The 25,236-nt window shown below is 55.3% G+C and carries 22 protein-coding genes; 9 read left to right on the top strand and 13 right to left on the bottom strand.

Annotated elements, in window-relative coordinates; translation table 11 throughout:
• Positions 1-104 precede the first annotated feature (104 nt).
• Positions 105-800 (top strand): hypothetical protein, encoded by a 696-nt coding sequence (locus tag IPM20_06510; GenBank protein ID MBK9131276.1) that lies wholly within the window; start codon positions 105-107, stop codon positions 798-800.
• 9 nt (positions 801-809) lie between these two features.
• On the opposite strand, the gene glgB is transcribed toward IPM20_06510, so the two are convergent.
• Complete coding sequence (glgB, locus tag IPM20_06505) at positions 810-2,993, bottom strand: 1,4-alpha-glucan branching protein GlgB (protein ID MBK9131275.1); 2,184 nt, start codon at positions 2,991-2,993, stop codon at positions 810-812.
• Between the two features lie 150 nt (positions 2,994-3,143).
• On the opposite strand from glgB, the gene glgC reads away from it, so the two are divergent.
• From glgC to malQ, 3 genes are read left to right on the top strand one after another with little or no spacing between them, the layout of a single operon-like run.
• Positions 3,144-4,424 carry a glucose-1-phosphate adenylyltransferase gene (gene glgC / locus IPM20_06500; protein ID MBK9131274.1) on the top strand — a complete coding sequence of 427 codons (1,281 nt, stop codon included), beginning with the start codon at positions 3,144-3,146 and terminating at the stop codon, positions 4,422-4,424.
• Positions 4,425-4,455: 31 nt separating this feature from the next.
• Positions 4,456-6,126 carry a glycoside hydrolase gene (locus IPM20_06495; protein ID MBK9131273.1) on the top strand — a complete coding sequence of 557 codons (1,671 nt, stop codon included), beginning with the start codon at positions 4,456-4,458 and terminating at the stop codon, positions 6,124-6,126.
• Position 6,127: 1 nt separating this feature from the next.
• Positions 6,128-7,615, top strand: a complete 1,488-nt coding sequence (malQ, locus tag IPM20_06490; protein MBK9131272.1) for a 4-alpha-glucanotransferase — start codon at positions 6,128-6,130, stop codon at positions 7,613-7,615.
• 17 nt (positions 7,616-7,632) lie between these two features.
• Here malQ and glgP read toward each other — a convergent pair whose 3' ends face one another.
• A complete protein-coding gene (gene glgP / locus IPM20_06485) occupies positions 7,633-10,194 on the bottom strand; it encodes an alpha-glucan family phosphorylase (protein MBK9131271.1) in 2,562 nt (853 codons plus the stop codon).
• Between the two features lie 617 nt (positions 10,195-10,811).
• Between glgP and IPM20_06480 the strand changes: the two genes are divergently transcribed.
• Positions 10,812-11,174: a hypothetical protein gene (locus IPM20_06480; GenBank protein MBK9131270.1), complete on the top strand. Its 363-nt coding sequence runs from the start codon at positions 10,812-10,814 to the stop codon at positions 11,172-11,174.
• A 319-nt stretch (positions 11,175-11,493) separates the two neighbouring features.
• On the opposite strand, the gene IPM20_06475 is transcribed toward IPM20_06480, so the two are convergent.
• The 3 genes from IPM20_06475 to radC form a co-directional block, all read right to left on the bottom strand.
• Positions 11,494-12,015 carry a hypothetical protein gene (locus tag IPM20_06475; GenBank protein MBK9131269.1) on the bottom strand — a complete coding sequence of 174 codons (522 nt, stop codon included), beginning with the start codon at positions 12,013-12,015 and terminating at the stop codon, positions 11,494-11,496.
• 264 nt (positions 12,016-12,279) lie between these two features.
• Positions 12,280-12,672, bottom strand: coding sequence for a hypothetical protein (locus IPM20_06470; protein MBK9131268.1), 393 nt, complete (start codon positions 12,670-12,672; stop codon positions 12,280-12,282).
• Positions 12,673-12,819: 147 nt separating this feature from the next.
• Positions 12,820-13,386 carry a DNA repair protein RadC gene (radC, locus tag IPM20_06465; protein MBK9131267.1) on the bottom strand — a complete coding sequence of 189 codons (567 nt, stop codon included), beginning with the start codon at positions 13,384-13,386 and terminating at the stop codon, positions 12,820-12,822.
• A gap of 223 nt (positions 13,387-13,609) precedes the next feature.
• Here radC and IPM20_06460 point away from each other — a divergent pair, with 223 nt between their 5' ends.
• Positions 13,610-16,174: a DUF4238 domain-containing protein gene (locus tag IPM20_06460; GenBank protein ID MBK9131266.1), complete on the top strand. Its 2,565-nt coding sequence runs from the start codon at positions 13,610-13,612 to the stop codon at positions 16,172-16,174.
• Positions 16,175-16,217: 43 nt separating this feature from the next.
• Here the strand turns inward: IPM20_06460 and IPM20_06455 are convergent, their stop codons facing one another.
• Complete coding sequence (locus tag IPM20_06455) at positions 16,218-17,009, bottom strand: nucleotidyl transferase AbiEii/AbiGii toxin family protein (protein MBK9131265.1); 792 nt, start codon at positions 17,007-17,009, stop codon at positions 16,218-16,220.
• Positions 17,006-17,809, bottom strand: coding sequence for a type IV toxin-antitoxin system AbiEi family antitoxin (locus IPM20_06450; GenBank protein MBK9131264.1), 804 nt, complete (start codon positions 17,807-17,809; stop codon positions 17,006-17,008). Before IPM20_06450 ends, IPM20_06455 begins: the two co-directional genes overlap by 4 nt.
• Before the next feature lie 250 nt (positions 17,810-18,059).
• On the opposite strand from IPM20_06450, the gene IPM20_06445 reads away from it, so the two are divergent.
• Entirely contained in the window at positions 18,060-19,493 is a 1,434-nt protein-coding gene (locus IPM20_06445) for a hypothetical protein (GenBank protein ID MBK9131263.1), read from the top strand.
• Between the two features lie 118 nt (positions 19,494-19,611).
• Here the strand turns inward: IPM20_06445 and IPM20_06440 are convergent, their stop codons facing one another.
• The 4 genes from IPM20_06440 to IPM20_06425 are packed head-to-tail and all read right to left on the bottom strand — an operon-like array spanning position 19,612 to position 22,128.
• Complete coding sequence (locus tag IPM20_06440) at positions 19,612-20,271, bottom strand: TIR domain-containing protein (protein MBK9131262.1); 660 nt, start codon at positions 20,269-20,271, stop codon at positions 19,612-19,614.
• A 50-nt stretch (positions 20,272-20,321) separates the two neighbouring features.
• Positions 20,322-21,116 (bottom strand): ImmA/IrrE family metallo-endopeptidase, encoded by a 795-nt coding sequence (locus IPM20_06435; protein ID MBK9131261.1) that lies wholly within the window; start codon positions 21,114-21,116, stop codon positions 20,322-20,324.
• Positions 21,116-21,541 carry a hypothetical protein gene (locus IPM20_06430; protein MBK9131260.1) on the bottom strand — a complete coding sequence of 142 codons (426 nt, stop codon included), beginning with the start codon at positions 21,539-21,541 and terminating at the stop codon, positions 21,116-21,118. The genes IPM20_06435 and IPM20_06430 overlap by 1 nt, the downstream gene beginning before the upstream one ends.
• Positions 21,538-22,128 carry a sigma-70 family RNA polymerase sigma factor gene (locus IPM20_06425; GenBank protein ID MBK9131259.1) on the bottom strand — a complete coding sequence of 197 codons (591 nt, stop codon included), beginning with the start codon at positions 22,126-22,128 and terminating at the stop codon, positions 21,538-21,540. Before IPM20_06425 ends, IPM20_06430 begins: the two co-directional genes overlap by 4 nt.
• A 143-nt stretch (positions 22,129-22,271) precedes the next feature.
• Between IPM20_06425 and IPM20_06420 the strand changes: the two genes are divergently transcribed.
• Positions 22,272-22,742, top strand: coding sequence for a multiubiquitin domain-containing protein (locus IPM20_06420; protein MBK9131258.1), 471 nt, complete (start codon positions 22,272-22,274; stop codon positions 22,740-22,742).
• Positions 22,717-23,895, top strand: a complete 1,179-nt coding sequence (locus tag IPM20_06415) for a ThiF family adenylyltransferase (protein MBK9131257.1) — start codon at positions 22,717-22,719, stop codon at positions 23,893-23,895. The genes IPM20_06420 and IPM20_06415 overlap by 26 nt, the downstream gene beginning before the upstream one ends.
• A gap of 460 nt (positions 23,896-24,355) precedes the next feature.
• Here IPM20_06415 and IPM20_06410 read toward each other — a convergent pair whose 3' ends face one another.
• The gene (locus IPM20_06410) at positions 24,356-24,763 is read right to left on the bottom strand and encodes a DUF1249 domain-containing protein (protein ID MBK9131256.1); all 408 of its coding nucleotides are present in this window, start codon (positions 24,761-24,763) and stop codon (positions 24,356-24,358) included.
• A 47-nt stretch (positions 24,764-24,810) separates the two neighbouring features.
• Entirely contained in the window at positions 24,811-24,987 is a 177-nt protein-coding gene (locus IPM20_06405; protein MBK9131255.1) for a hypothetical protein, read from the bottom strand.
• Positions 24,988-25,236: the final 249 nt, after the last annotated feature.

Genomic DNA, 25,236 nt, shown 5'->3' with positions numbered 1-25,236 from the left:
CTCACGGCGCCCGGTGTTGCTCCCCGCAGTCCACTCCCCGTTGTACAATGCCCGCGTCAGGTCCCGCCCCGCCGGGGCGGACGCGATCCGGTCGTGAGTCGCCCGTGCATCCGCTGATACGCGTAGTCTGCTTCCTGGTCTTCTCCGTCTGCCTCGCCTTCGGCAACGGGATGGACCTCCTGTGCGGCGCCCTGCTGCTCATCGCCGCGTATGTGGCCACGTCTCCCCGTCATTTGTCGCCCGCCGTACGCATGCTGTCCCGCCTGCGCTGGTTTCTGTTGTCGTTGCTGATCGTGTATGGGTGGTTCACGCCGGGGAACCCGCTGTTCGGCGCGGAGGGCGGGCGATTCGCGGCGATGTGGCCGAGCCGCGAGGGCCTGATGGAAGGGCTGCTGCGCGCCGCGCTGCTGGCGGCGATCGTTGCCGGAGCGAACCTGCTGCTGCGAACCACGGCGCGCGAGCAGATGCTGCTGGCGGTGTACGGGCTGACACGGCCGCTCGCCCTGTTCGGGGTCTCGCGGGAGCGGGTCGCGGTGCGCATGGTGCTGGTGATCGACGCGCTGGATCCGGTGCGGCGCATCGTGACGGAACGGATGGCCGCGGCGCCGGGCGGGCGGCCGGATCTGCGCTCGGCCGGCCGCTTCGCCTCGGGGGTGATGCAGCACGTGGTGCGCGAGGCTGAGGCGGTGACCTGCGGCAGCGTCCAGTTGTCCGGCGCGGGCGCTCCACCGCCCGCGCAGTGGGCCTATCCGCTGATACTGTGGGCGTTGTTCTACGCGGCCGCGCGGATCGGGGTCTGAGCCGCGACTTCAGCCGGCTTCCGGCCTGAGCACCACGCCGGCCAGCGGCGGCAGGGTGATGGCGATCGAATACGGGCGTCCCATCCAGGGGATCGCTTCCGCGTGAAGACCGCTGCCGTTGCCCTGGTTGCTGCCGGCGTAGAACTCGGAATCCGAGTTGAGGATCTCGCGGTAGACGCCGGGGTGGGGTACGCCGATGCGATAGTCCCGCCGCAGCACCGGGGTGAAGTTGAGGGCTACGATCAGCGCGTCGCGTTCACCCTGGCGCAGATAGGTCAGCACGGACTGCGACGAGTCGTGACAGTCGATCCAGTCGAAGCCGCGTCCTTCGAAATCGAACTGGTGCAGGGCCTCCGATTCCCGGTACAGCCGGTTGAGATCGCGCACCAGTTTCTGCATGCCCTGGTGATAGGCGTAATCGAGCACGTACCAGTCGAGCTCGACACTGTCGTCCCACTCGCGTCCCTGGCCGAATTCGCAGCCCATGAACAGCAGTTTCTTGCCGGGATGCGTGTACATGTAGACGTACAGCAGGCGCAGATTGGCGAAGCGCTGCCATTCGTCACCGGGCATCTTGTTGAGCAGGGATTGCTTGCCATGCACGACTTCGTCATGCGAGAACGGCAGCACGAAGTTCTCGGTGAAGGCGTAGAGCTGGCTGAAGGTCAGCATGTCGTGCTGGTACTTGCGGTACACCGGGTCCTTGCTCATGTAGGACAGAGTGTCGTTCATCCAGCCCATGTTCCACTTCATGCTGAAGCCGAGGCCGCCGAGCCAGGTCGGACGCGACACCATCGGCCATGCGGTGCTCTCCTCGGCGAGCATCAGCGTGCCGGGATGCAGTTCGTGGGTGAGCTGGTTGAGCCGGCGCAGGAAATCGATGGCCTCGAGGTTTTCGTTGCCGCCGTGGACGTTCGGCGTCCAGTCGCCGGGCTCGCGTGAGTAGTCGAGATACAGCATGGAAGCCACGGCGTCGACGCGCAGTCCGTCGATGTGGAACTCCTCGAGCCAGTACAGCGCGCTCGAGACGAGGAAGTTGCGCACCTCGTTGCGGCCATAGTTGAAGATCAGCGTGCCCCAGTCGCGATGCTCGCCGCGGCGCGGGTCCTCGTGCTCGTAGAGCGCGCTGCCGTCGAAGCGGGCCAGGCCGTGGGCGTCCTTGGGGAAGTGTCCCGGCGCCCAGTCCAGAATGACGCCGATGCCGTGCCGGTGGCAATGATCGACGAAGTAGCGGAAGTCTTCGGGTGTCCCGTAGCGGCTGGTCGGCGCGTAATAGCCGGTGGTCTGGTAGCCCCAGGAGGCATCGAAGGGATGCTCGGTGATCGGCAGCAATTCGATATGGGTGAACCCCATTTCGAGCACGTAAGGCACCAGGCTCTGGGCCAGCTCGCGGTAACTGAGGAACGTGCCGCGCGGGCCGCGGCGCCAGGATCCGAGGTGCACCTCGAAGATCGTGACCGGGGCATGGAGCCAGTCCATGCCCCGGCGTCGCTCGATCCAGCCCTGGTCCTGCCAGGGGTACGGCTCGGCGTCGGCCACGATCGAGGCGGTATAGGGGCGGAGCTCGAATTGTTGACCGTAAGGGTCTGATTTGAGGTGGATGCCGCCACTGTCGCGGTGGCGGAGTTCGAATTTATACAAGGTGCCGGGCGCGATTCCGGGGATGAACAGCTCCCAGATCCCGCTGCCGCCGCGGCTGCGCATCGGATTGCGGCGCCCGTCCCAGGTATTGAAGTCGCCGACCACGCTGACCCGCCCGGCATTGGGCGCCCAGACGGCGAACAGGGTGCCATGGATGCCCGCGACGTTGTGCGGATGCGCGCCCAGGAAGCGGTAGGCGTGCTGATGATTTCCTTCTCCGAACAGGTAGAGGTCGTAATCGGAGAGCAGCGGGGCGAAACAGTAGGGATCGTAGGCGGTGTGTGCCGCGCCGCCGCTGGTCCAGGTGAGGCGATATCGATCCGGCACCGTTCCCGGGCGGCCGCGCCACTCGAACAGGTCGGTGCCGTGGAGGCGCTCCAGAGGCAGGTCCCCTTCGGCGATGCTGACGCGGACCGCGCCGGGAACATATGCGCGCACCACCTCGGTGTCGCCGTCCCGGTGCTTGCCGAGAAACGAGAATGGATCGTGATGGCGAGCGGACAGGATCCGCTGGATATCCTCGGGGACGGAAGCGGCGGGCTGATTTTTCATTTGCTGGCTTTATGCTGGTATGTGGGCGTGAACAAGCGTCGTCCTCCGCGTGTTTTCGACTCGCCTCGATAAGGTCAATAATGATAGCATAATGCCCTGTTTGCAGGGTCACGCGAAAGGTCTTCGGCCACAATGAAAGAAAAAGCAGCGATGAAACGCACGGACAAACATGGAAACATCACCCGCTTCGTCAGCCGGCTTACCCGCGACACCATCGCCCTCATCCTCGCGGGAGGGCGCGGGTCGCGCCTGAAGCATCTGACACAGTGGCGTGCCAAGCCGGCGGTGCCGTTCGGCGGCAAGTTCAGGATCATCGACTTCCCCCTGTCCAACTGTGTGAACTCCGATATCCGCCGCATCGCGGTGCTGACCCAGTACAAGTCGCACTCGCTGATACGGCATATTCAGCAGGGCTGGAATTTCCTGCGCGGCGAGCTCGGCGAGTTCATCGAGGTGGTGCCGGCGCAGCAGCGCATTGCCACTTCGTGGTACACCGGCACTGCGGATGCGGTGTTCCAGAATCTCGATATCATCCGCAACTACGACGTTTCCTACGTGCTGATCCTCGCCGGCGATCACATCTACAAGATGGACTACGGCCCGATGCTGGCGGCGCATGTCGAGGCGAAGGCCGACATGACCATCGCCTGTATCGAGACCCCGATCGAGCGCGCGCGCGCCTTCGGCGTGATGTCCGTCGACGAAAACTGGATAGTGAAGGATTTTCAGGAGAAGCCCGCGTCGCCGCAGCCGCTGCCGGGTAACAAGGACATGGCGCTCGCCTCGATGGGAATCTACGTCTTCAACACCCTGTTCCTGTTCGAGCAACTGGTGAAGGATGCCGATATCTCCTCATCGAGCCACGACTTCGGCAAGGACATCATTCCGTCCGCGATCAGGAAATACCGCGTGCACGCCTACCCCTTCAAGGATCCGGTCACCGGCGACCAGGCGTACTGGCGCGACGTGGGGACGGTCGACGCCTTCTGGGAGGCCAATATGGAGCTGATCGGCGTGACGCCGGAGCTCAACATGTATGACGAGGACTGGCCGATCTGGACCTACCAGGCCCAGCTTCCGCCGGCCAAGTTCATCTTCGACGACGAGGGCCGCCGCGGCATGGCCGTCGATTCTATGGTGTCCGGCGGCTGCATCGTGTCCGGCGCCCAGGTGCGGCATTCCCTGCTGTTCTCCAACGTGCGCGTCGATTCGTACAGCGTCATCCAGGATTGTGTCGTCTTGCCGGATGTCGAGGTCGGCGAGGGCTGCAGGCTGAACAAGGTGGTGGTCGACAAGGGCTGTCGGATCCCGGCGGGGACGATCATCGGCGAAGATCCCGTCCAGGATCAGAAGCGGTTTTATGTCAGCGAGAAGGGCGTGGTTGTCGTGACGCCGGAGATGCTGGGGCAGGATTATCATCGTGCCCACTAGCGGTCGGCTGAAGGTGGTGCTGTGCTGGCACATGCACCAACCGGAATATCGTGACTATTCCACCGGCGACTACCAGTTGCCGTGGACCTATCTCCATGCCATGAAGGACTACACCGACATGGCCGCGATCCTGGAGCAGACGCCGGGCGCCCGGGCGGTGATCAACTTCGTGCCGATCCTGCTCGATCAACTGGAGGACTACGCCGCGCAGATCCGCGCCTATCTCGCCGAGCGCCGGCCGTTGCGCGACCCGCTGCTGGCGGCGCTGGTCAGCGAGACCTTCCCGCGGGAGGCCGAGCGGCGCGCGCCCCTCGTGCGCGCCTGCCTGCGCGCGAACGAACAGCGGCTGATCAACCGTTTCCCGATGTACCGGCGCCTGGTCGACCTTGCCGTGATGATGAAGGATGACACCGAGAGCCTGAGTTATCTGGGCGACCAGTATCTCGCGGATATCCTGACCTGGTATCACCTGGCGTGGATGGGCGAGACCGTGCGGCGCGGAGACAAACGCGTGCAGCGGCTGATCGAGAAGGCGCGCTTTTTCACGCCGGAAGACCGGCTGCAGCTGTTCGAGGTGATCGGTGAGCTGGTCGCGGCCGTCGTTCCGCGCTATCGCCGCCTCGCGGAAAGCGGGCAGGCCGAACTTTCCATGACGCCGTACGCCCATCCGATGATACCGCTGCTGCTGGACTTCGCCAGCGCGCGCGAGGCGGTGCCGGAGATGCCGTTGCCGGCGGCGGGGGGATATCCCGGCGGCCTGGAACGCGCGCACTGGCATCTCAAGGAAGGCGTCGCCACCTTCGAGCGTCATTTCGGCTTCGCCCCGCAGGGCTGCTGGCCGGCCGAGGGCGGGCTCAGCACGGCGACGGTCCGGCTGCTCGGCGACCACGGTTTCAGGTGGACGGCCACGGGTGAAAGCGTCCTGCGCAACAGCATCGCGCGCAATGTCGCCATTCATGATCCCTGCGCCAGCAAGAATCTGCACCGCGTCTATCGCATCGATGCGGCCAAGCCCGCCTGTTTTTTCCGCGATGACGGCCTGTCCGACCTGATCGGCTTCACCTATCAGGGCTGGCACGCCGATGATGCCGTCGCCAACCTGGTCCATCACCTGGAGAATATCGCGCAGGAATGCGACGGCGACCCGAATCATGTCGTCTCGATCATCCTGGACGGGGAGAATGCCTGGGAGGCCTATCCCGAAAACGGATATCATTTCCTGACCGCGCTCTACCACCGCCTGGCCGAGCACCCCGCCCTCGAGCTGACCACGTTTTCCGACAGTCTTTCCGGAGACATGGAATTCTGCCGCCTGCCGTCGATCATCGCCGGCAGTTGGGTCTACGGGACCTTCTCCACCTGGATGGGCAATCCGGACAAGAACCGTGGCTGGGAGCTGTTGTGCGAGGCCAAGCGCAAATGCGACGAGGTCCTGGCCGGCGACACGCTGCGGGATGAGGAGCGTGAGCGCATCATCCGTCAACTGGCGGCCTGCGAGGGATCCGACTGGTGCTGGTGGTTCGGCGACTACAATCCCGCCGATTCGGTCAGCGATTTCGAGCGCCTGTACCGACTGCATCTCGGCAACCTCTACCGCCTGCTGGGGGTGGAGCCGCCGGCGATCCTGACGCAGAGTATCAGCACGGGCGGCGGCCAGCCGCAGCTCGGGGGTGTGATGCGGCGCGGTTCCGAAGCGCACTGAAGTGGCGCCGCCGGCCGCATCAGCACTCAACAGGCGTCAGGCAGGCATCCTCCTGCATCCGACCTCATTGCCGGGACCGTACGGCTCCGGTACCCTCGGTGACGAGTCCTTCCGTTTCATCGATTTTCTCGTCGCGGCGGGACAGGCCGTGTGGCAGATGCTGCCACTCGGCCCCACCCATGACAACGGCTCACCCTACCAGTGTCTGTCGGTGCACGCGGGAAATCCGCGCCTGATCTGTTTCGACCGTCTGGTGCAGTACGGTTGGCTCGAGCCCGGCGATGCCGCGACGCGCGACGCGGATCGCGCCGCGACACTTGCCGAGGCCCGGTCCGGCTTCCAGGCACGGGCCTCCGCCGAGGACCGGGCCGCGTTCGATGCCTTCATGGCGGCGGAGCAGGACTGGCTGGCGGATTACGCCCTGTTCCAGGCGCTGCGGGCACATCATGGCGGCCACGACTGGGCGCGCTGGCCCGCCGCCCTGCGCGACCGCGAGGCCCCCGCGCTGGACAAGGCGCGGCGCAAGCATCGCGCCGCCGTCGAACGCGCCTGCTTCGAGCAGTTCGTGTTCCATCGCCAGTGGAGCGAAGTACGCGCAGCGGCCAATCGTCGCGGAATATCGATCATCGGCGACATGCCCATCTTCGTCGCGCATGACAGCGTCGACGTATGGGTGAACCGGTCACTGTTCGAGCTGGATGACGCCGGCCGGCCGACGGTGGTGGCCGGCGTGCCGCCGGACTATTTTTCCGCGACCGGCCAGCGCTGGGGCAATCCCCATTACCGCTGGAAACTGATGGAGGAGAGCGGCTTCTCCTGGTGGTTACAGCGCATCGAGCGCCAGATGAAGATGTTCGACCTGGTCCGTATCGACCATTTCCGCGGCTTCGAGGCCTACTGGGAGATCCCGGCCGACCACCCGACGGCCATGGGCGGGCGCTGGGTCGAAGGCCCGGGCGGCCGCTTCTTCGACGCGGTGCTGAAGCGCTTCGGCACGCTGCCGTTCGTGGCGGAGGATCTCGGCCTCATCACCCCGCCGGTGCATGCGCTGCGCGAGCAGTATGGTCTGCCGGGCATGCGCATCCTGCAGTTTGCCTTCGACGGCGGCAGCGACAACCCCTATCTGCCCCACAACCATAACCGCAACAGCGTCGTTTACACCGGGACGCACGACAACGATACCAGCCTGGGCTGGCACGAGGCGCTGGACGCGACCGCGCGTGCGCGGGTGCATGAATACCTCGGCAAGCCGGAGGAACCGATGCCGTGGCCGCTGATCCGCGCCGCGCTGGCCTCGGTCGCCGATACGGCGGTGATTCCGCTGCAGGACGCGCTCGGTCTGGGGACGACCTGCCGCATGAATACCCCGGGGACGACGGAGCACAACTGGCGCTGGCGTTTCGACTGGGGGCAGGTCGCCCCGGATCTCGCCACGCGCCTGCGCCACATGGGCGGCCTTTACGGCCGCACCCCGCCCGCCGGCGGCTGAGGCGCCGGCGGGCCGGCTTACAGCCAGAGCATGTAGCCGGCCTCGAAGCGGCGGCTCAACAGCTTGTGGTAGGGGTACATGCGGATCTTGTAGTGCTGCAGGCCGGGCAGCGGGGGGTGCAGTTCGAGCGTGAATATGGTCTCGCCGTGCTCACCCGGGCCGTCCGCATGGAAGCGGTAGACGCTGTGATTGCTGAAATCACCCGGTTCGGGTTCGGTGCCGACCAGGCATTCCAGATAGACGTCCTCCACCTTCAGCCCGTTGAGGCGCGCCGCGACCTGGATCTTCAGTTCTTCGCCCGCCAGCAGGGTATTGCGCCCATCGTCCACGCGGCGGATCGACACACCGGGCCAGGCCTGTGCGACGATCTGCTTCCATTCGGCGAGCCGGCGCGCGGGTTCGCCGCCGTTTTCGCCCAGCGCCGCGCGCTGGCGTATCGCGCGGCCGTAGAGCTTCTCGGCGTAATCCATCACCATGCGTTGGGCATTGAAGCGCGGGATCAGCGATTTCATCGACGCCTTGGCCTTGCTGACCCAGGAGCGCGAGTATCCCTGGGTCTTGCGGCTGTAGTACAGGGGTATCACCTGGGTTTCGATCAGGTCGAACAATTCATTCGCCTCTTCCCGGTTGCGGAAGGCCTCGTCGAAATGCTGTCCGTGCGGCGTGATCGCCCAGCCGTTCGCGCCGTCATAGCCTTCGCCCCACCAGCCGTCGAGTACGCTGAGGTTGATGACGCCGTTGATGCCGGCCTTTTCACCCGAGGTGCCGCTGGCCTCCATCGGGTAGGCCGGATTGTTGAGCCAGACGTCGACGCCGGTGACGAGCTTGCGCGCGAGCGCGAGGTCATAGCCTTCGACGAGCAGGATGCGCCCCTCGAATTCAGGCCGGTGCGAGAACTCGTGGATCACCTGCAGCAGGCGCTGCCCCGGTACATCGAGCGGGTGCGCCTTGCCGGCGAAGATGAACACGACGGGTCGCTCGGGGTCGTTGACCAGTCGCGCGAGCCGCGCCGGATCCGAAAACAGCAGCGTGGCGCGCTTGTAGGTCGCGAAGCGGCGCGCGAAGCCGACCGTGAGGATGTCCGTATCGGGCAGTGTGAGGTAGCGCGTCTGGCGTTCAACCTGCGTCGGACTGGTGCCGTTGCGCCGCTGCTGATGGGAGACGCGCCGGTAGATGTCCTGGTAGAGCTTCGACTTCAGGGTCTGACGGATGCTCCAGAAGCTGTGGTCGGGGATGTCGTCGATCACCGACCAGAATTCCTCGTTGAGCAGCTCGTTACGCCAGCCCGGGCCGAGATGCATGTCGAACAGGTTGACCCACTCCTGCGCCAGGAAGGTCGGCACATGCACGCCGTTGGTGACGTAGCCGATCGGGTTCTCCGCCGGCGGAATCTGCGGCCAGATATACCCTTCCATCTGCGACGCCACGTCGCCGTGGATGCGGCTGACGCCATTCTGGAAGCGTGAACCGCGCAGGGCGAGCGCCGTCATGTTGAAGCCCTTGTCGTTGGTCGGATACGCGCCGAGGGCGAGGAATTTCTTTTCGCCGATGCGCGTCTCGCGGATGTAGCGCTCGAAATAGGGCAGGATCAGGTCATGATGGAAAATATCGTGGCCGGCCGGCACCGGGGTATGGGTGGTGAATACGGTTCCGGAGGCCACCAGTTCCAGCGCCGCCTCGAAGTTCAGGCCTTGCTGCATCTGTTCACGGCAGCGCTCCAGGATCTGGAACGCCGCATGACCTTCGTTGATGTGCCAGGCGGTGGGCGACAGGCCCACCGCGCGCAGTGCGCGTACGCCGCCGATGCCGAGCACGATCTCCTGCTGAATGCGTGTGTTGATGTCGCCGCCGTAGAGTTGGTAGGTGATCCGGCGGTCGTGATCGTTGTTCGTCGGCAGGTCGCTGTCGAGGAAGTACAGCGTGATGTGACCCGCCTTCGCCTTCCATACCTTCAGTTCGACGTTGCGGCCGGGCATTTCCACCCGCACGTGCACGTCCTGGCCCTGGCCGTCGCGCGCCGGGGTGATCGGCAGGACTTCGGGGCTGGTGTTGAAATAGTGTGCGACCTGGTTGCCGTTGCCATCGATGGTCTGGTGAAAATAGCCTTCCCGGTACAGCAGGCCGACCGCGACGAAGGGAATGCCGAGATCGCTCGCCGCCTTGCAATGGTCTCCCGCCAGGATGCCGAGGCCGCCGGAGTAGATCGGGAAGCTTTCGTGCAGCCCGAACTCGGCGCAGAAATAGGCGACCAGGTCGGTATCGGGGTCAAATATATTGAGCCCGCGCCGGTCCGCGTTGCGATGTTTCAGGTAGGAGTCATAGGCCGCGAGGATGCGGTCATAGTCCTGCAGGTAGACGGTGTCGGCCGCCGCGGTCTCCAGCACATGCTGCGAGATGCGCCGCAGGAATACCTTGGGATTGTGCCCGCAGCGCTCCCACAGTTCCGGGTCGAGACGGACGAACAGGCTGCGGACCTGGCTGTCCCAGCTGTAGAGCAGGTCGTTCGCGAGTTCATCAAGCCTGCCGAGACGTCCCGGGATCACCGGACGGACTTCGAGGGAAAAGCGTGTGCCTGTCATTGCCTGTCGCACCTTCCGAGGTTGGATCGATGAGTGGAAAAATCAGCCGCCGCCGGGGGGTGAGAACGCCGCTGACGTTACAGTGTATCGGGCGGCGTGCCTGAATCCTGAGTCCGAAGGATAGCCAAGGGCGCGGCGCCGCGGCGAGGCCGCGGGGCGGGATGGAACGGCAGTTGTGATATAGTTTCTCGGCATTTTTCGCCGGATGTTTCGTGGTGCGTGTGGTGCCGGGAGAGAGACTCGAACTCTCACGGTCGTGAAACCACCGGATTTTGAGTCTGCCTTAGGCTACATTATTTGATTGAAACTAAACGATAATTTTCGTTACTTTTCGTTTATGTGTAAGAGAGTGTGTAAAAAGTAACGAATTACCTTGTTTCAAACGCATCCGTGTTCTCCTGCTTCATGTTGCTTTGCTGATCGTTAAAACTAACGTATTCCCGCTGTTCCCGCAATCTGAAAGTTAACATAGATTTCCCAAGTGGCATTCGCCTAATCACGCAATATCGAACTGCTCGAATAACGATTCCTGTTTTGGTGCAAAGAATGAAATGCTAGCCTGAATTTCAGGCTCGTCGCACCAATACTGGTGCATCAATCAGGTTCGCGCGGTGTAGATGTCGGAATGGATTTCTTGCGAGGATGGATTCATTGCAGCGGATGTCATCCGGTGGAAAGAATGTATATGGGAAAAACGACGTTCTCGAAGCAACCGCGCTAGGCGTTTTGGTGAAAGACTAGTAGAGGCTGAGGTACTTCAGGAAGCCGAGGCAGATGAATGGGTCAGGTTGCTCGTTGTGGGATCAACGGTATTATCAGAATTCCCGACGCGAACTCCCAAAAAACTGCTGCTGGACAAGGGCCAGGAGATCAGACGTAAAAGACAAACAATTATGCGCAGCAAGCCAGAACGGCTGCTGTGGAGCGATGAAAGAGCCAGGCAATTGGTAGTTAGTAAATTTCTGGGGAATCGCAGCTAACAAAAACACTAATAACTATTCATAGCAAAAATGCGTAGTTTATCTATTTTCCTCGACGATTATACGGCGTTTTGTTTGTCGGTTTTAAGGAAATTCTTTCCTGACTAGCTTTCTGCTGTACGGCGGCTGGTGTCCGCTTAAGCTTCCTTGCCACAATCGGTGTCGGAGTATTCTCTCTGGCTAGCTGTCTTAGCTGATTGATATCAAATGCAGACCAGTCTTTGCCATGTTTGGCTGGTTTTTTAACAATCGGTTTTTTCCCCATATAAAATTTACCCCGCGAAAAATGGCGTTGATATCATATGACAAGAGACTCGCATCAGTCATCAAGTTCACGAAGTATTCCGCCAATTCGTTCATTCAATTGTTCAAAGGCTTTTGTCATTTCATTAATATGAGACTCGCCTTCTGTTTGAGTTAAGCACATACCCGCATTGGTGGAATGATCCTTAAGTGCCTTGACAAGTTGCCGAACAGTGCCATCACGCACTCGTACAGAAAGCATTGTCGATCGAGCATAGGCAAGTCTTAATCCTTCAGATAATTCATCATCATATAACTGCTTTTGCCAATTCCCCGTTGTTCTGAATGCCATAACGTCCTGATGATGCATCATGGACACATGACGAACGAGTTGCATCAGTACATCTTGAAGATCAAGAAGGGTCTGCCGCTGGAATGTCGTTCGTCTTTCGATAAGCTGGTCCTGTCGTGTATCCATTCTGGCTTCGCGCTCACGTTGTCTTGTGCGCTTATCTCGAAACCATTCGGCTACCGAGCTAGCGGCGAACCCGAGAAGCAATGTCGCGACAGGGAACCAACCGTTGAGCGTATCGGACATGAAGTCACCTTCTATGGGCAAGTCAGCATGAATTAATGCGGCCAATATCATCCATCTCCAGACCCGTGGCAATGCGTACACTTACCGCTTCCGCCGCACTCTTCACAGGTGGTGTCGCCAGCTAAGCTGGCACCAACAGCCTCAATTAGTGGCATGTGCACTGGGCAACCCATGCAAATTTCTCCTATACCATGGCATTCAGGGCAATCACCACTACCTTCACAATTGCTACATTCAGACATGATATGCCTCCTGTCCTAAATTTTAGAACGGAATTTTCGGGTCTGTTTCATCATCCTCCAGGTCCATGATTTTACATTCCGGCGCTCCCATCTCATCGCAAAGACGGTTCCAGACATCCCTGTAGTAGGGAAAAGCCGTAGGCTCGACCGTCAGCCAATGCAGGATCTCGTGGCAGTGATGGTCTACAAGCCGCGACAGGATCTTTTCAATCGGATCATGGCTGGCCTGATCTTGGGTGCGTGATGCAATGTAATCGTAGAAGCCAAGAAGACGAACAAAGTCGCTGGATAAATTTACAGTGATTTTCGTTTCTTCCTCGCCGCCGCTAATCCCTCCTAAGGCATCTTGCAGTTCCATATACTCAGGCGTGGCCTTGAAGCGAAGGGAAATTTCTTCAAGTTTCTGCTCTGACATGGCGGGCTCCCGGTTTGTTACTGTTCAAGTATGTCAGTGCCGGCATGCAGCCTCAAGACTAATTCCAAGGTATTAGTCGGGTTGGATATCTGTAAAGATAGGCGGAGCTCCGGGGGCATTCCCCCGGAGGCTTGGGTCATGGATACGTTAGAGGAGTCCACGCTCGGCGAAGCTCATTGTTCCCTCCGTGCCGACGATGATGTGGTCGAGCACTCGAACGTCGATGAGCCCCAGGGCGTCCTTGAGCCTGCGGGTGAGGCTCTCGTCGGACCGACTGGGGTCTACTACTCCGGAGGGGTGGTTATGGGAGAAGATGACGGCGGCGGCGTTGTGCCGGAGGGCCGCTTTTACCACCTCGCGGGGGTGGACGGAAGCTCCGTCGATGGTGCCGGTGAACATAATCTCGAACTCGATCACCCGGTGGCGGGTGTCGAGGAAGAGTGCAGCGAACACCTCGTGTTCCAGTGGGGCGAGCCGAAGGCGAAGGAATTCCCGCGAGTCCGCCGGGCTGGAAAGCGCCTTTCCGCGCTGACGGGTTTCGAGTATCGCCGCTGCCTGAGCGATCAGCTCCGCCTCGGTAGCGGGCCGAGCCGTGGCGTATTTACCGCTGGCATCCCGGATGAAAACGCCTTCGTCGAGTTTTTTCCGTTGCATGATGTGAGCCTCCTGGTGGTTGTCTTCACCAGGCGAAAAGCGAAGCGGGCGTGCGGCCATTGCCGCGTGCCGTGGACGGAAAGTGATCTGCAATGAGAATGACAGCTCCGCTGGCGGGCGAATTGCCTGAACGCCACGGCACAGCCTGCGTAGCGCTATGAGACAACCATCAGGAGGCGGTGCAATGGAAAAGACGGCAGGTGGGAATGCATTGACCGCTAGCTCGGTTAGGAGCTAGGGTCTATCTAAAGACGGCTGGCCGCCTCTGCAAGGTGGCAGAGGTGTGGCCAAGATAATTTCTTGGAAATGTTTATATTCTTGCTCGACTTTTGGGGATGAAATACCTAATTACGTAGTCTCAGTATCAATTGATCGAGATATCGCAGATAAAATGTCTGAAACAAGAAACAATCATTATGTTCCTGAGTGGTATCAAAAGGGATTTCTGTTGCCTTCAAGAGGCCAGCTTCACTATCTTGATCTCTCCCCTGATAAGAAAGAGCTTTCTGATGGGCGGGTGATAACTTATCGCGCTTCGAATCACTGGCCAGTATCAAAATGCTTTCGAGAGCGCGACTTGTATACCACGTTTTTCGGTCCATATATCAATGATGAGATTGAGAGGGAGCTCTTCGGTAAGGTAGACGACGTGGGGTCAAAGGCGGTTCGTGCATTTATCGGTGGCGATTTTTCTGAATGCCATAAACGTTTCCAGGATTTCTTTTCTTATATAGATACACAGAAAATTAGAACACCAAAAGGACTTGCATGGATTAGTAAACACTACCCCCAGCTTAGCCAGCTCCAATTGATGATTGAAATGCAGTCATTGAGGAATATGCACTGCACCATCTGGACTGAAGGTGTTCGTGAAATAGTGTCTGCCGAGAAATCTTCATTAAAATTCATTATCTCAGACCATCCTGTCACGATTTATAACTACGCCTGCCCTCCTGAGAGTCAAGAATGCATATATCCAGATGACCCGCCCATTGCCTTCAAGGGGAGTCAAACAATATTTCCGCTAGATAGGGATCATTGTCTAATCCTGACGAATCTTGAGTATGCGGAGAACGCGGATGCTAATCCGCTGGAAAATAGAACGAATGCGCGGAATTTTGGGAATTCCCTTGTTCGAACCGATGCTTTTATACGGTCACGCTTCCTAAGTGAAGAAGAGGTTAGGAAACTAAATTTCATTGTCAAGAAAAGAGCGCGCAGATACATTGCGGCCCCTGAGAGGGACTGGTTATATCCAGAGAAAGATATTCAGTCTGACTGGTCTGCATTGAGGAAAACATTTCTCCCTCCTAAGGGCGAGATGTTTCATTTTGGTGGGGAAATATATGTGGGCCACAAAGATGGGAGTACATATTATCAGGACGCTTTCGGACGGACCACTGGTGACGTCCCGTATCTGAAGAAAAAAAAGAAGGAAGAGCCCGGACCAAATGATTCCTGCGTCTGCGGCAGCGGAAAGAAGTACAAGAAATGCTGCCGCGATAAAGATCCATCGCAAAGGCCAGCATCTGATGTGCTCAGCATACGTGAGCGAAATTTGATTTTCTGTAGGAAGGTAAAGGATACCCTTGGATTATATGATGGCAAGACTTGGGATGACGTTCGTAAAGAACTGGATGAGGACAAGGTCAAAGATATTTATGAATTCTTCGGGGGATTGTGGCCAGTTGATACTGATGTAGTGAGTCTGCTTCCAAAGCCGGATGGAACGTTGAGAGCGTTATATACGGGGTTGATCGATCCAAGAACAATTTCTCATTTTGCAATGAATGGTGTTCTATATTTTGATGAGATTCTTATTCAGTCTCCCTTTATTAATCCCGCTACCGTTAAGGCTGAATACAGTCCGGTTCATAATCCGGATCAATATAAACAGCAGACATTAAAGAATGTATTTCTGTTGTTTATGCTGGAACCATTTATAGATGCTGGTCTCGTTAACTTTATACCTGATCCATGTTCATTTAATGGATATCTCAGAATGCAAATGTTCGACATGGCAGAGGAGCGCGCCGGAAATAAGAAAATGCTTAAGACGGAAATGGCGAGATTAAAAGAGCTAGGTAAAGATGATTTTAAACGACTTCAGTTTATGTTGCCTAAAGAGGTGATGAAAGCGCAGATTCAAAAGGCGCTTCCTGACCTATCTGAGGACCAGGTTGTCGAGCTTATTGATTACATGGAGTCAGAAAAACAAAGAGATCCTCTTTCACTGCTTCAAGATGGTTTATATGGCGATGGTAAAGGACAATTAATGATAATGAGCATGTCTCCGAATTTTGAAATGTCCCTATTTATAGCGCAAGCAACAGGGTCACTAATATTTACCGATAGTCCCTATAGATGGGACGAATTGCAGAGTTCACAGTACTTGGAAAATGGTAACCCCAAATATCAATGGCGTGATTTAACCGAATTCATGAATAGACAGGATTATTTCTTGAATTCAAATCCTGAAACTATCTTTCGATTAAGAGTGTCTGGCAAGTTGGGAAGGCTAAGAAAGGTATTGGGAGATATATACACTGCTATTAAGTCGGAATCCGATCCAAACATTATTGGCAGTTTGACAGAACACTTCACACAGCAGTTTACTAAGGCACGTGAAATATCGTATAGAGAATTAATAAATCCAAAGGGACTAAATGGAGAGATAATCCCGGGGATGGAACAGCATAGTTTTAAAGGAAAGTTTATCTATCTCTCGCCTATGAGTGGGATTATCCACAATAATGTACAGAGACTGCTCTTCTCATGCGGATTAAATAACTATCTTAATAATGTCCCAATGGCGATTTTTATGGGCCATGAGGAAAATTCCGAATGATAGTAGCTCTAATACAACAATCCCATGCCAATGCAAAACTGAGTTATTCTGGCAGTAGTCTAACCAGCTTTTCTGTTACACGTTCCGCCGCCACATGTATATCCCACGAGCGCGTACCTGATAGTAATGCGCTAATATCAGCAGTGAATCTCGCATCTTGCAGTTTATCTTCGAGGTTTTTTTCAAAGATGGTTCGTGTGATGTGGTGACCGCCATGTGCCATATATTGAAGAAATACATCAATAACGCGCTGGGGATCTACTTCCGGATTACCTAGTGCTGTATCCAAGTCGAATAAATCACGCCCCTTTTTACGCTGATAGAGTGCTCGTAGCTTAGTTCCTAAGAGTTCATCGAGCGCATATGTGTTGATTTGGCAATTACCACTAAACCAGCGGGACGATACAGTGAATGGAATCTGATGGAATCCATAAACGGAAAAATGCTCGCGCGTATTAATTTCGACTTTTAGTCGCAGGGGGATGGTTGGCGTTCCCTCGGAATCAAAACGATATGTTAGAGTTACGTTGCCTTCAGATTGTTTACGACGTGGATCTCCAAGCCATGGATCAAGAATGGAGTGGATGGCATCCATTATTGGCCCGGCAGGTCCGGGACGAATCTGTACAAGATCTATATCTTCGGAGTACCGTGAAGCGCCCAGGTGAAGCTTGTAAAGTGCGGTGCCGCCTCGAAACGCGAGTTCTGCCTTAAGAAGCGAGTGCGAGAAAATATTCACCAGCGCACGGCTGATGACTAAGTCTTGCTCCACTTGGGCGTCGTCTACCCATGGAGCTACTGCCCGCCATTCGGTGATGAAGTCGCGAGGGATCATTCTTCCACTCCGACTTCAGTATTCAAATAGATTTTCCAGTCTTTGTCGCGCCGGGCAGGATCATGGGGCATTGTTGGCGATAATGGAACATATTCTCTTGCGTGTTTTCGTACATAGGTTTTTAGAGGTGTAGTTTTGTCACTAGCGCCGATTTTCTGAAGCAGATAGCCTAAGCGCTGTGAAATAGGGATGGGTGCAGTTTTGGCCGCAATTGCCAGTATCTCGGGATCAATTTTCTCCATAAGATCTGTGAGAACCGTTGCGATGTTATCAAGTCCTCCGGCGTGATTCGGATAACCGACAAGGTCCACGGCAGTCGCTTCTGGCGTTGAAACATGAATGATCCCTCGTAGCGTATTGAAGTCCTTTGTAGGTACTTCTATCAGGCGCTTTCGCGCTACGAAAATCACACTTACCGATCCACAGTGAATAGGCCGGCGATTCTTTTTGAGCAGAACCTGGAATTCCTGTGGCCGGTGATGCGCTGCGCCATGATACTGAGCGGCAGAGAGCAAGCCTACGTAATAAGGAACGCTCAGGTACTCCATGAGAGAAGGAATAAATTGATCGGCTGGCAAACAGCCAAGAGTCCGGTACTCCGGGGGCACGATGACATAGTATCCGCGTGCTGGAGAAGCGATGGCCGCTTGTTTAGCAAGCCGGCTCAGGGCTAGCTTGGCGGCATCCGGTGAAACACCAAGCGATAACTGAGCCTCTTTCGACGTAAAGAGATAGCGCCCCTTTGCAGCAAGCTGGGCGATATAATCCCTTGCATTTAAATGGCTATTATTCGTTTTCACTCACGTAAAGTATCAATTTATAATACTTTATGCAAGTAATTCCGGGGAACATTGTTTACTGTTTCGAGCACTTAATTGATCTCTATGCCGAGACTATACCTATAAACATTTGGGCAGTAGAAATCGCTCATAGTGAGTCTATCTGCTATTTATTTTCTATATTCTGTCTTGGCATGATCTGAAAACTATTTAGCGAGTTACAGCCGGTAAACTTAAAAATAAGTCAGGCTTATCGCATTTAACTTAATTTATGGCTAGGCAAAACAAGAATCTTCAGGATTTTGAATTTATTTATAGTGAAATAATTCGATTTATTGATTTGCTAAAGAACGATAGAAAAAGTATCGACTACAAATCTGACGGATTATATTTTCTGCAAAGTCCAGATGGTGCTGGCCATTTCTTAATTGGGTATGCTGCAAAGAAAAGATTCTCAGCCATTGCCGGTAGAATTTTAAATGCAAATCCGAGTATTAAGGACAGGGCATCAAAGAAGTTGGTGGTTAGTACGGCAGAGCACATCTTCTATGAAGAAATCATAAAGAGGGGGAGAAGTCTAACGGCATCTCTCTCAGATAAGATGGTTTCTCGTGTCGTCAAGCATATTGAGAAAAACAAGCTTAGAACCATTACGCAATTTTTCCCCTGTATTTTCCCTACTGATAAAGATTCAGGACGATTTAATATTGGTCCTGTCAGGTTTACGAAGACAAGCATCCTTCTTGAAGAAAGGGAGGCGCAATTCAAAGAATATATAAAGAAGTCTCAAAAAAATTATATCGAGAGAGCAAAGCTAAGCGGAAAAACACTCGACCAGGAACAGAAAGAGAAGAATCGTAAATTTGTCAAAATATTTCCTCGTGAGCTACGTGACTATTATTCGAATTATCCGTGGATTGCTTCCATCGAGATGGCCAACTTTGATGAAACAAGATCACGTGAAGTTGCTAGCATTTGCGTTCAGGCCGCCCTCAATGTAATTAGGCTTTATTTTCCTTCTGACAGAATAAAAATATACATGGCAAGCGGATCAGCATTTGAGTCGAAACCAGCTGCAATGGTTGAGGAAAATGGAAGTATTGATATCGTTTTGTCGCGACCCGGGTTATTGAGAGAGAGTGCTGGCTGGATAGCGACGCTTGAGCAAAAAGAAAATTATTGGCTTAAACTGGCTGGGGCTCTGATCCCTTTCCTGTCTTCTGCCGCACCTGTTCCGCTTCTCTATCAACGCTATATTAATGCCTTGTGGTGGTATGGTGAGGCCATGGTATCCAAGCCGCCTTACCTTCGAATCATATCTCTTTCTAATGCATTGGAGGCATTTTTGTGCACCTCCAGTAGAGGAAAAGATATTGTTAAACAAATCTCTGCGCGCGCCAACGCGTTTCTTCAATATGGAGAAACGGATATAGATTGGGTCAAGGAAACAAAGGAATTTTATGACCTGAGATCTGATCTGGTGCACGGAAGAATCCCTGCTTTTGACAAGAAAGTGCAACAAAAGATTGAGCGGGGAATTGAGATTGTTCAGAGAGTATTGATAGATGGATTAATCTGGACAAAATATTTAGATTCTCAGGAAGGCTGTCGTGATAGTTTGCCGAGAATACATGAGGAGTTTGAGTCGAACTTAGTCAGGTTATATAGTGGGGAATTGTTCGGTATAAAGGTTGTGGCACAATAAGCCTTCCCTTGCTTGTCCGCGTATAACGCCTAGGGATACGGCTTCCCCGTTCGCGTTTGAATAACCATCCTGTGTGGCCACTCCAAGAGGTGTTCTGGTCAAGAAAAGAGTTCGGCATCTACGCTGGTTTATATGCTGGGTTTGCAAGAAGCATTCTTGTATTGCAGACCGGACAGCGAATACGTGTCGTTGCAACGTGAGCGTTATAAACGGATGCGCATTTTGGGCAGCGTACCTGTATCCCTGCCGGGCGGGTTGGCGAGGCAAGCGCTGCAAGAACCAGGGCGATACCCGCTCCGATGATGGCACCATCAGCGCCCCGCGCAGCGCCAGCAGCTCCACCTGCCGCAATTGCGGGAATGACATGAGAGTCGTCGTAGGAATTTATGATTTGTGTCAAATAACCTTGCCATCGCTCATCCCTATGGTCGAGACAAACATAGTGCTGTAACCGGGGGACGACAAAAGAAAGCGCATCCGTATCAGACAGAGTTTCTAAAACCCAAATATCCTTGTTGGCTTGTGCCGCCGCAGCACCACCTTCAAATCCCATCCAATCTCGGGTATGTCGTAAAGCTTCAGCGTTTTTGCCGATTGCAATAAAAACGGCATTAGATTGTGCGATATTTTTTAGAATGCGAGGCGCATTGGCAGATCCTTGAAGGATTGATTCAAATTCCTCAAATATGGCCTTTACCTTTGTTGAGGAGAAAGCCCTAGAAAGTATATCAATTAGTTCTTTGTCCTTGCTGCTATGAGATACAAATATCTGTGCCATGGGATTCTCATCTGACTGAAGAATTAACTGACATCTTTAAAGATAATTCGCTAGCGATATCGTCCCCACGGTCTATGCGTATCTACCTCATCCAGCATCTCATCTTTTGGGAGGAGCAGAGTTAACACATCATTCGATATTTTGACGCTTTGCTCATTGAGCTGATAACGGCTTGCGTCGTACCGGTCAAACCATGCGTCTGCATCCATGAGCGTGGGAGGATGGTCGCCACGCCTGCCATAAAGTACGTCGAAAGCATAGGAATCATGACTCAGTTCATTCCTCGGAAACCAGCGCTCTGGAACTGATTTGGCGCGTCTGAACCATCTGCGACCTGAAATTCCATGGCAAACAAGCAGTGCAGGAAATAGGTCCAGGTCGATAATGCGTATCGCGGTGGCGGTGATGCTGCTTGAAAAAATGTCTGCCACTCCACGTACCACATCCCACGTTAGTTTGCGATGCTTCTGAGCCTCCGGGAGGAACAGATACTGGGGCATCAACATATCTGCCGCGTATTTATCGGCAACCTGTTCCGTTGCCGGCTTTCCCGGTGTCTCCTGCCCTATATCCTCGGGACGGCAGATTAATATCCGGCCTCGATGATACTGCCAGTGGCCAAGCTCATGGGCAATTGAAAATCTCTTTCGGCCCGGCGATACGTCGTCACGAACCGAGATGATCGCTCGCTTGTTATCCCCTGCAATCCTTGCCTCACATCCTTCAAGATGCCGATACCGGATTTGAACGCCGAGATGCCAAGCAATTGCCTCCAGATCAATCTCCTGAGGTTGTATCACGCCCAGCTCTTGCAGCAATTGTTCAGCAGGAGACAAGTGAACCATCAATTGTCTTCCTCATCTTTGATTATGCCTAGCTCCAACAAATCCTGGACGAGACTTAGGATGTCGTTATCGGACGATTCGCCACCATTACGTGCAGCCAATGTTAGCTGAACTTGAGGGTCATTAGCGGCGGCGCTTTTAAGTATTGTTTTTGCCCTATGAATATCCATTGATGTATCGCGCATGGGGTGTACTTTGTTTTGTGAGTGCAATCCCGCACGTGCCTTCTGCATTCTTTGCCTTCCTGATTCTAGAACAGCATTATTGAGCACGGCGCGAATGCGGTTTGCGGCGGTATCCGGGTCCAGACCTTTTTTCCTGGATTCCGCAAGGATCTCTTCATCTGTCATGTTCATTGCATCATCAGCCAGCTCCTCGCGAAGGAGAAAGAGCTGGTCTTGGGGGCGATTCACCTTATCGTTCATGATTTCCATCCTTCCGGATAACGCTCATCGAGCTTCCGGCGTATTCTTTTTCTAATTGTGTCATATTGGGTGTCCGATAGGTTGCACTCCGTCTGGATTTCTTTCCGGGTCATGCCTTGGAAAAGCCCCACCAGTAACAATTGAGCGTCCTCATCATCCTCGAACAATGATTCCATTTCCCTGATGAGTCGATTTACCGCATCTGCATTTATAAAGTGATCCTCCGGGCTCGGGTCCGGATGCTCTGCTTCAATAATTACGTTGTCTTGCGAGGTGGGGTCAACAGACTCTACCGGGTTTAATCGACGTTCTTTGAGGGCAGCGCTACGAATGCTGCGCATGGTATTCCATAGGAAGGTCGCGACAGGAACTTGGCGGGGACATGTTCGATCTTCGGTCAGGCTCCTGAGAACTGCCTCATGGAGCAGGTCATTGGCCTCCATATCGAGACCTCGGGAAAAATAGCCGGCGGCCTTCCCCAGCCGCAACACGGTTGCGGTGTCGAAGGCTTCTATTGCCTCCTTGATCTCGGCCGGTGTCAGCTCAGCCGAGCTGTCCACAGGCACTGTTACCTTCTTGGACGTCATTCACCCCCCTCTCTCTAATAGGATGGCTCCCGACGGGGCATATCACGGACAAAATATCTGAATGAAATAATGTCCGCAGTCCGGTGTTTCAAGAGCCTTTATCTATGAAGGGCAATACCGCCTGTATATAGAGGAAAGTGAAAATGAGCCATCATGATGAAAATAAAGGAAATATCCGGGTTCATATCGACCAGAAGCTCTACCATTCCCCCAATCCGACGACAGGGGAAGCCCTCTATGCCCTGGCAGGGGTGCGAGATGGCTTCGACCTGTTCAGGGAGGTCGATGGCAACCGGGAAGATACGCCGGTACCCGACGACGACACCCCTGTTCACCTCCGGTTGGATGACCATTTTCATAGCGCCGAGGCGCGTGAAAAGACCTTCTGGGTCGTGGTGAACGGCGAGCGGAAGGAAGTGACCAAAAAGATTCTGACCTTCAATGAGGTTGTGGCTCTCGCATTTTCCAATCCGCCGTCGGGTCCCGATGTCCGTTTTACCATTACGTTCAAGAAGGCGGCTGGGCCGAAACGCGAGGGGAGCATGCTTCCTGGTGATACCGTGAAAATCAAGAATGGAACCATTTTCAGTGTCACAGTCACCGATAAGTCGTAGCGAGGACCTGCGCCGTCTCCGCGAGGAAGGCTATGACATCGAGATCAGGTCGTCCTATCTCCTGGTCAAGGATGTCCCATACGTCAACTCAGGGAGGGAGATCAAGCGTGCGATCTTGGTCTCCTCCCTCAATCTTGCAGGAGATATCACGAGTCGCCCGGATGATCATACCATCCGCTTCGCCGGCGAGTTTCCCTGTCGCGCCGATGGCTCACCCATGAATGAGCTCGTCAACGCCAGTGATACCACTAGGCTCGACGATGGGCTTGTCATCAACCACTCATTTTCGCGAAAACCGCCGCGCGGACATTATGAGAATTACCACGAGAAAATGACGACGTATGTGGCCTTGCTTTCGAGTCAGGCCCAAGCGATTGATCCGAATGTGACGGCGCGTACATTTCGCGTTGAGGAACCGGAGGACGCCAGCTCTCCCTTCAACTACATAGACACGGCCTCCGGTAGGGCGGAAATCAGCGTCGTTACGAGCAAGCTGATGCTCGATCGCATCGCGATTATCGGTCTCGGTGGTACGGGTGCATATGTCCTCGATCTGACCGCGAAAACGCCGGTTAGGGAGATTCATCTCTTCGATGGAGACAAACTTTCCACGCACAATGCATTCCGATCGCCCGGCGCTTCCTCAATAGAGGAACTCCGGCAGCAGCCATTCAAGACGGAGTACTTCAAGGGAAAATACAGCCCGATGCACAAGGGGATTATTGCCCACAACTACTACATCAGCTCGTCAAGCGTGGATGAACTCCGCGGCATGGCATTTGTTTTTCTTTGTATTGATCGCGGTGAGGAAAAACAGGCCATCATGGCGAAACTTGAAGAGTTCGGCATACCCTTCATAGACGTTGGGATGGGGGTTTATCTCAAGAACGAAACTCTGATTGGAACTGTGACGGTTACGACCAGCACTCCAAGTCAAAGGGGGCACGTTAAGAACCGTGTTTCATTTTCCTCGGGAGATGCCGAGAACGAATACGATACGAACATCCAGATCGCGGATCTCAATGCCCTGAATGCGACACTTGCCGTTATTCGATGGAAAAAGCTGTTCGGATTCTATGCGGATTTTGAAAATGAGCATTTCTCGGCCTATACGATAGAATCCAACCTTCTTATTGGTGAGGATGCTCCATGAAGCAGGCGGCATTAACGCCAGAATTTGTCGAATTCATCCCATCGTCACTCCAGGATGGGGTGATTTATATATCAATCCCCTATGCGACGGCTGTTCATAAATGTTGCTGCGGGTGTGGAGAAAAGGTTGTTACGCCCCTGAGCCCGACAGACTGGCAGTTGATCTTCGACGGGGACGCGGTTTCACTCAAGCCATCAATAGGCAACTGGAGTTTCGCGTGCCAGTCCCACTATTGGATCGAGCGGAACAGGGTTAGATGGGCGCCCCGGTGGTCTGCGCAGCAGATTGCGGCCGGGAGAGCACGTGACCAGATAGCTAAGGACCGTTATTACGGGACAGATGAGCCAGGTATTCCCGAGACTGTTCAGCCAGAACCTCAGCCGGAGAGCCTACTCCTGAGGTTCGTGCGTTGGCTGAAGTCGAAATTCTGACTCGCCTGCGAAGAAAAGCGGACGGGGCTTCAGGCCCCGTCCTTTTGGACAATCCGGTGTCCCTGCGCGAGCAGGTTGGACAACCATGTGTTCAGGAAGGCATTGAGATCCCGTTTGGCGCGAGGATCGACGAGACGCCGATTGCCGTCGTCGTGATAGACGACGCGGTAGCCGAAGCTGTCCTGAAAGGACAGTGCCTCGACCGCGCCGTGGTTCCAGACCCGGATCTCCATGTCCGGGTCCGCGATCATGTCGCCGGAGGGATGCCGGTAATAGTGGCTGAGCGCGAGATCCGTGTAGGTATCTGTGCGGTTCAGGATATCGACGTTGAGGTCCATGAAGCCCTCGGCCTTGAGGGTCGCGTGTTCGGCGATGTCCGGGAGGCCCGGCAGTAGCCGCATGAGCTTGCGGTGCATGGATTCGTATATTGTGTTCATGGCATTTCTCCTTGAGAGAAAGGCCGGCTCTCGCCGGCCTTCCCGGTTCATTCCTCAGATTTGTTGGGCACGAAGATCAGCACGCCGTTGATGGGGAGGCCGTAGAGCTTCGCAGAGATCACTCCCTTTTCGTTTTGCCAGGCAACGCCGAGGTCGTGATAGAACGTGCGCTTGCCGTTGTTGTAGGGCGTGCGGATGCGGTAGTCGGGTTTTTCGTTCGTCATGGTCTTTCTCCTTTCCTTTGTTGGGTTAACCGAATGACAGCACCCAAAAGGCCGCCGGATCAGGCGGACGCCGCAAGGCTGTGGCAGCGAATGGAGCGGGCCGCGCAGCAACACGGGAGCGTCAGGTCCACACAGAGCCTGGCCTTGCGGCGAACGGCGCGGCGGCCAGGGTGTGCGTCCATGAGGTCAATAAAGGGCAAGGAGGCAGTGACGAGATCAGAAAGACCCTGCGTCCGGATGCCTGAATGT

The sequence above is a fragment of the Gammaproteobacteria bacterium genome, from assembly GCA_016716465.1.
Lineage (GTDB): Bacteria > Pseudomonadota > Gammaproteobacteria > SZUA-140 > SZUA-140 > JADJWH01.
Note: the sequence above shows the minus strand (reverse complement) of the source record. Positions and strands in the feature narration are given on the sequence as shown.

Bases quoted from the DNA above. Each gene is read 5' to 3' on its own strand.
- IPM20_06430 (MBK9131260.1), bottom strand. From the start codon at position 21,541: ATGAACGATAAGGTGAATCGCCCCCAAGACCAGCTCTTTCTCCTTCGC.
- IPM20_06425 (MBK9131259.1), bottom strand. From the start codon at position 22,128: ATGACGTCCAAGAAGGTAACAGTGCCTGTGGACAGCTCGGCTGAGCTG.
- IPM20_06475 (MBK9131269.1), bottom strand. From the start codon at position 12,015: ATGTCCGATACGCTCAACGGTTGGTTCCCTGTCGCGACATTGCTTCTC.
- IPM20_06455 (MBK9131265.1), bottom strand. From the start codon at position 17,009: ATGATCCCTCGCGACTTCATCACCGAATGGCGGGCAGTAGCTCCATGG.
- glgP (MBK9131271.1), bottom strand. From the start codon at position 10,194: ATGACAGGCACACGCTTTTCCCTCGAAGTCCGTCCGGTGATCCCGGGA.
- IPM20_06440 (MBK9131262.1), bottom strand. From the start codon at position 20,271: ATGGCACAGATATTTGTATCTCATAGCAGCAAGGACAAAGAACTAATT.
- IPM20_06445 (MBK9131263.1), top strand. From the start codon at position 18,060: ATGGCTAGGCAAAACAAGAATCTTCAGGATTTTGAATTTATTTATAGT.
- IPM20_06495 (MBK9131273.1), top strand. From the start codon at position 4,456: ATGCACCAACCGGAATATCGTGACTATTCCACCGGCGACTACCAGTTG.
- IPM20_06435 (MBK9131261.1), bottom strand. From the start codon at position 21,116: ATGGTTCACTTGTCTCCTGCTGAACAATTGCTGCAAGAGCTGGGCGTG.
- IPM20_06480 (MBK9131270.1), top strand. From the start codon at position 10,812: ATGTCGGAATGGATTTCTTGCGAGGATGGATTCATTGCAGCGGATGTC.
- glgC (MBK9131274.1), top strand. From the start codon at position 3,144: ATGAAACGCACGGACAAACATGGAAACATCACCCGCTTCGTCAGCCGG.
- radC (MBK9131267.1), bottom strand. From the start codon at position 13,386: ATGGCCGCACGCCCGCTTCGCTTTTCGCCTGGTGAAGACAACCACCAG.
- IPM20_06470 (MBK9131268.1), bottom strand. From the start codon at position 12,672: ATGTCAGAGCAGAAACTTGAAGAAATTTCCCTTCGCTTCAAGGCCACG.
- IPM20_06410 (MBK9131256.1), bottom strand. From the start codon at position 24,763: ATGAACACAATATACGAATCCATGCACCGCAAGCTCATGCGGCTACTG.
- IPM20_06405 (MBK9131255.1), bottom strand. From the start codon at position 24,987: ATGACGAACGAAAAACCCGACTACCGCATCCGCACGCCCTACAACAAC.
- IPM20_06420 (MBK9131258.1), top strand. From the start codon at position 22,272: ATGAGCCATCATGATGAAAATAAAGGAAATATCCGGGTTCATATCGAC.
- glgB (MBK9131275.1), bottom strand. From the start codon at position 2,993: ATGAAAAATCAGCCCGCCGCTTCCGTCCCCGAGGATATCCAGCGGATC.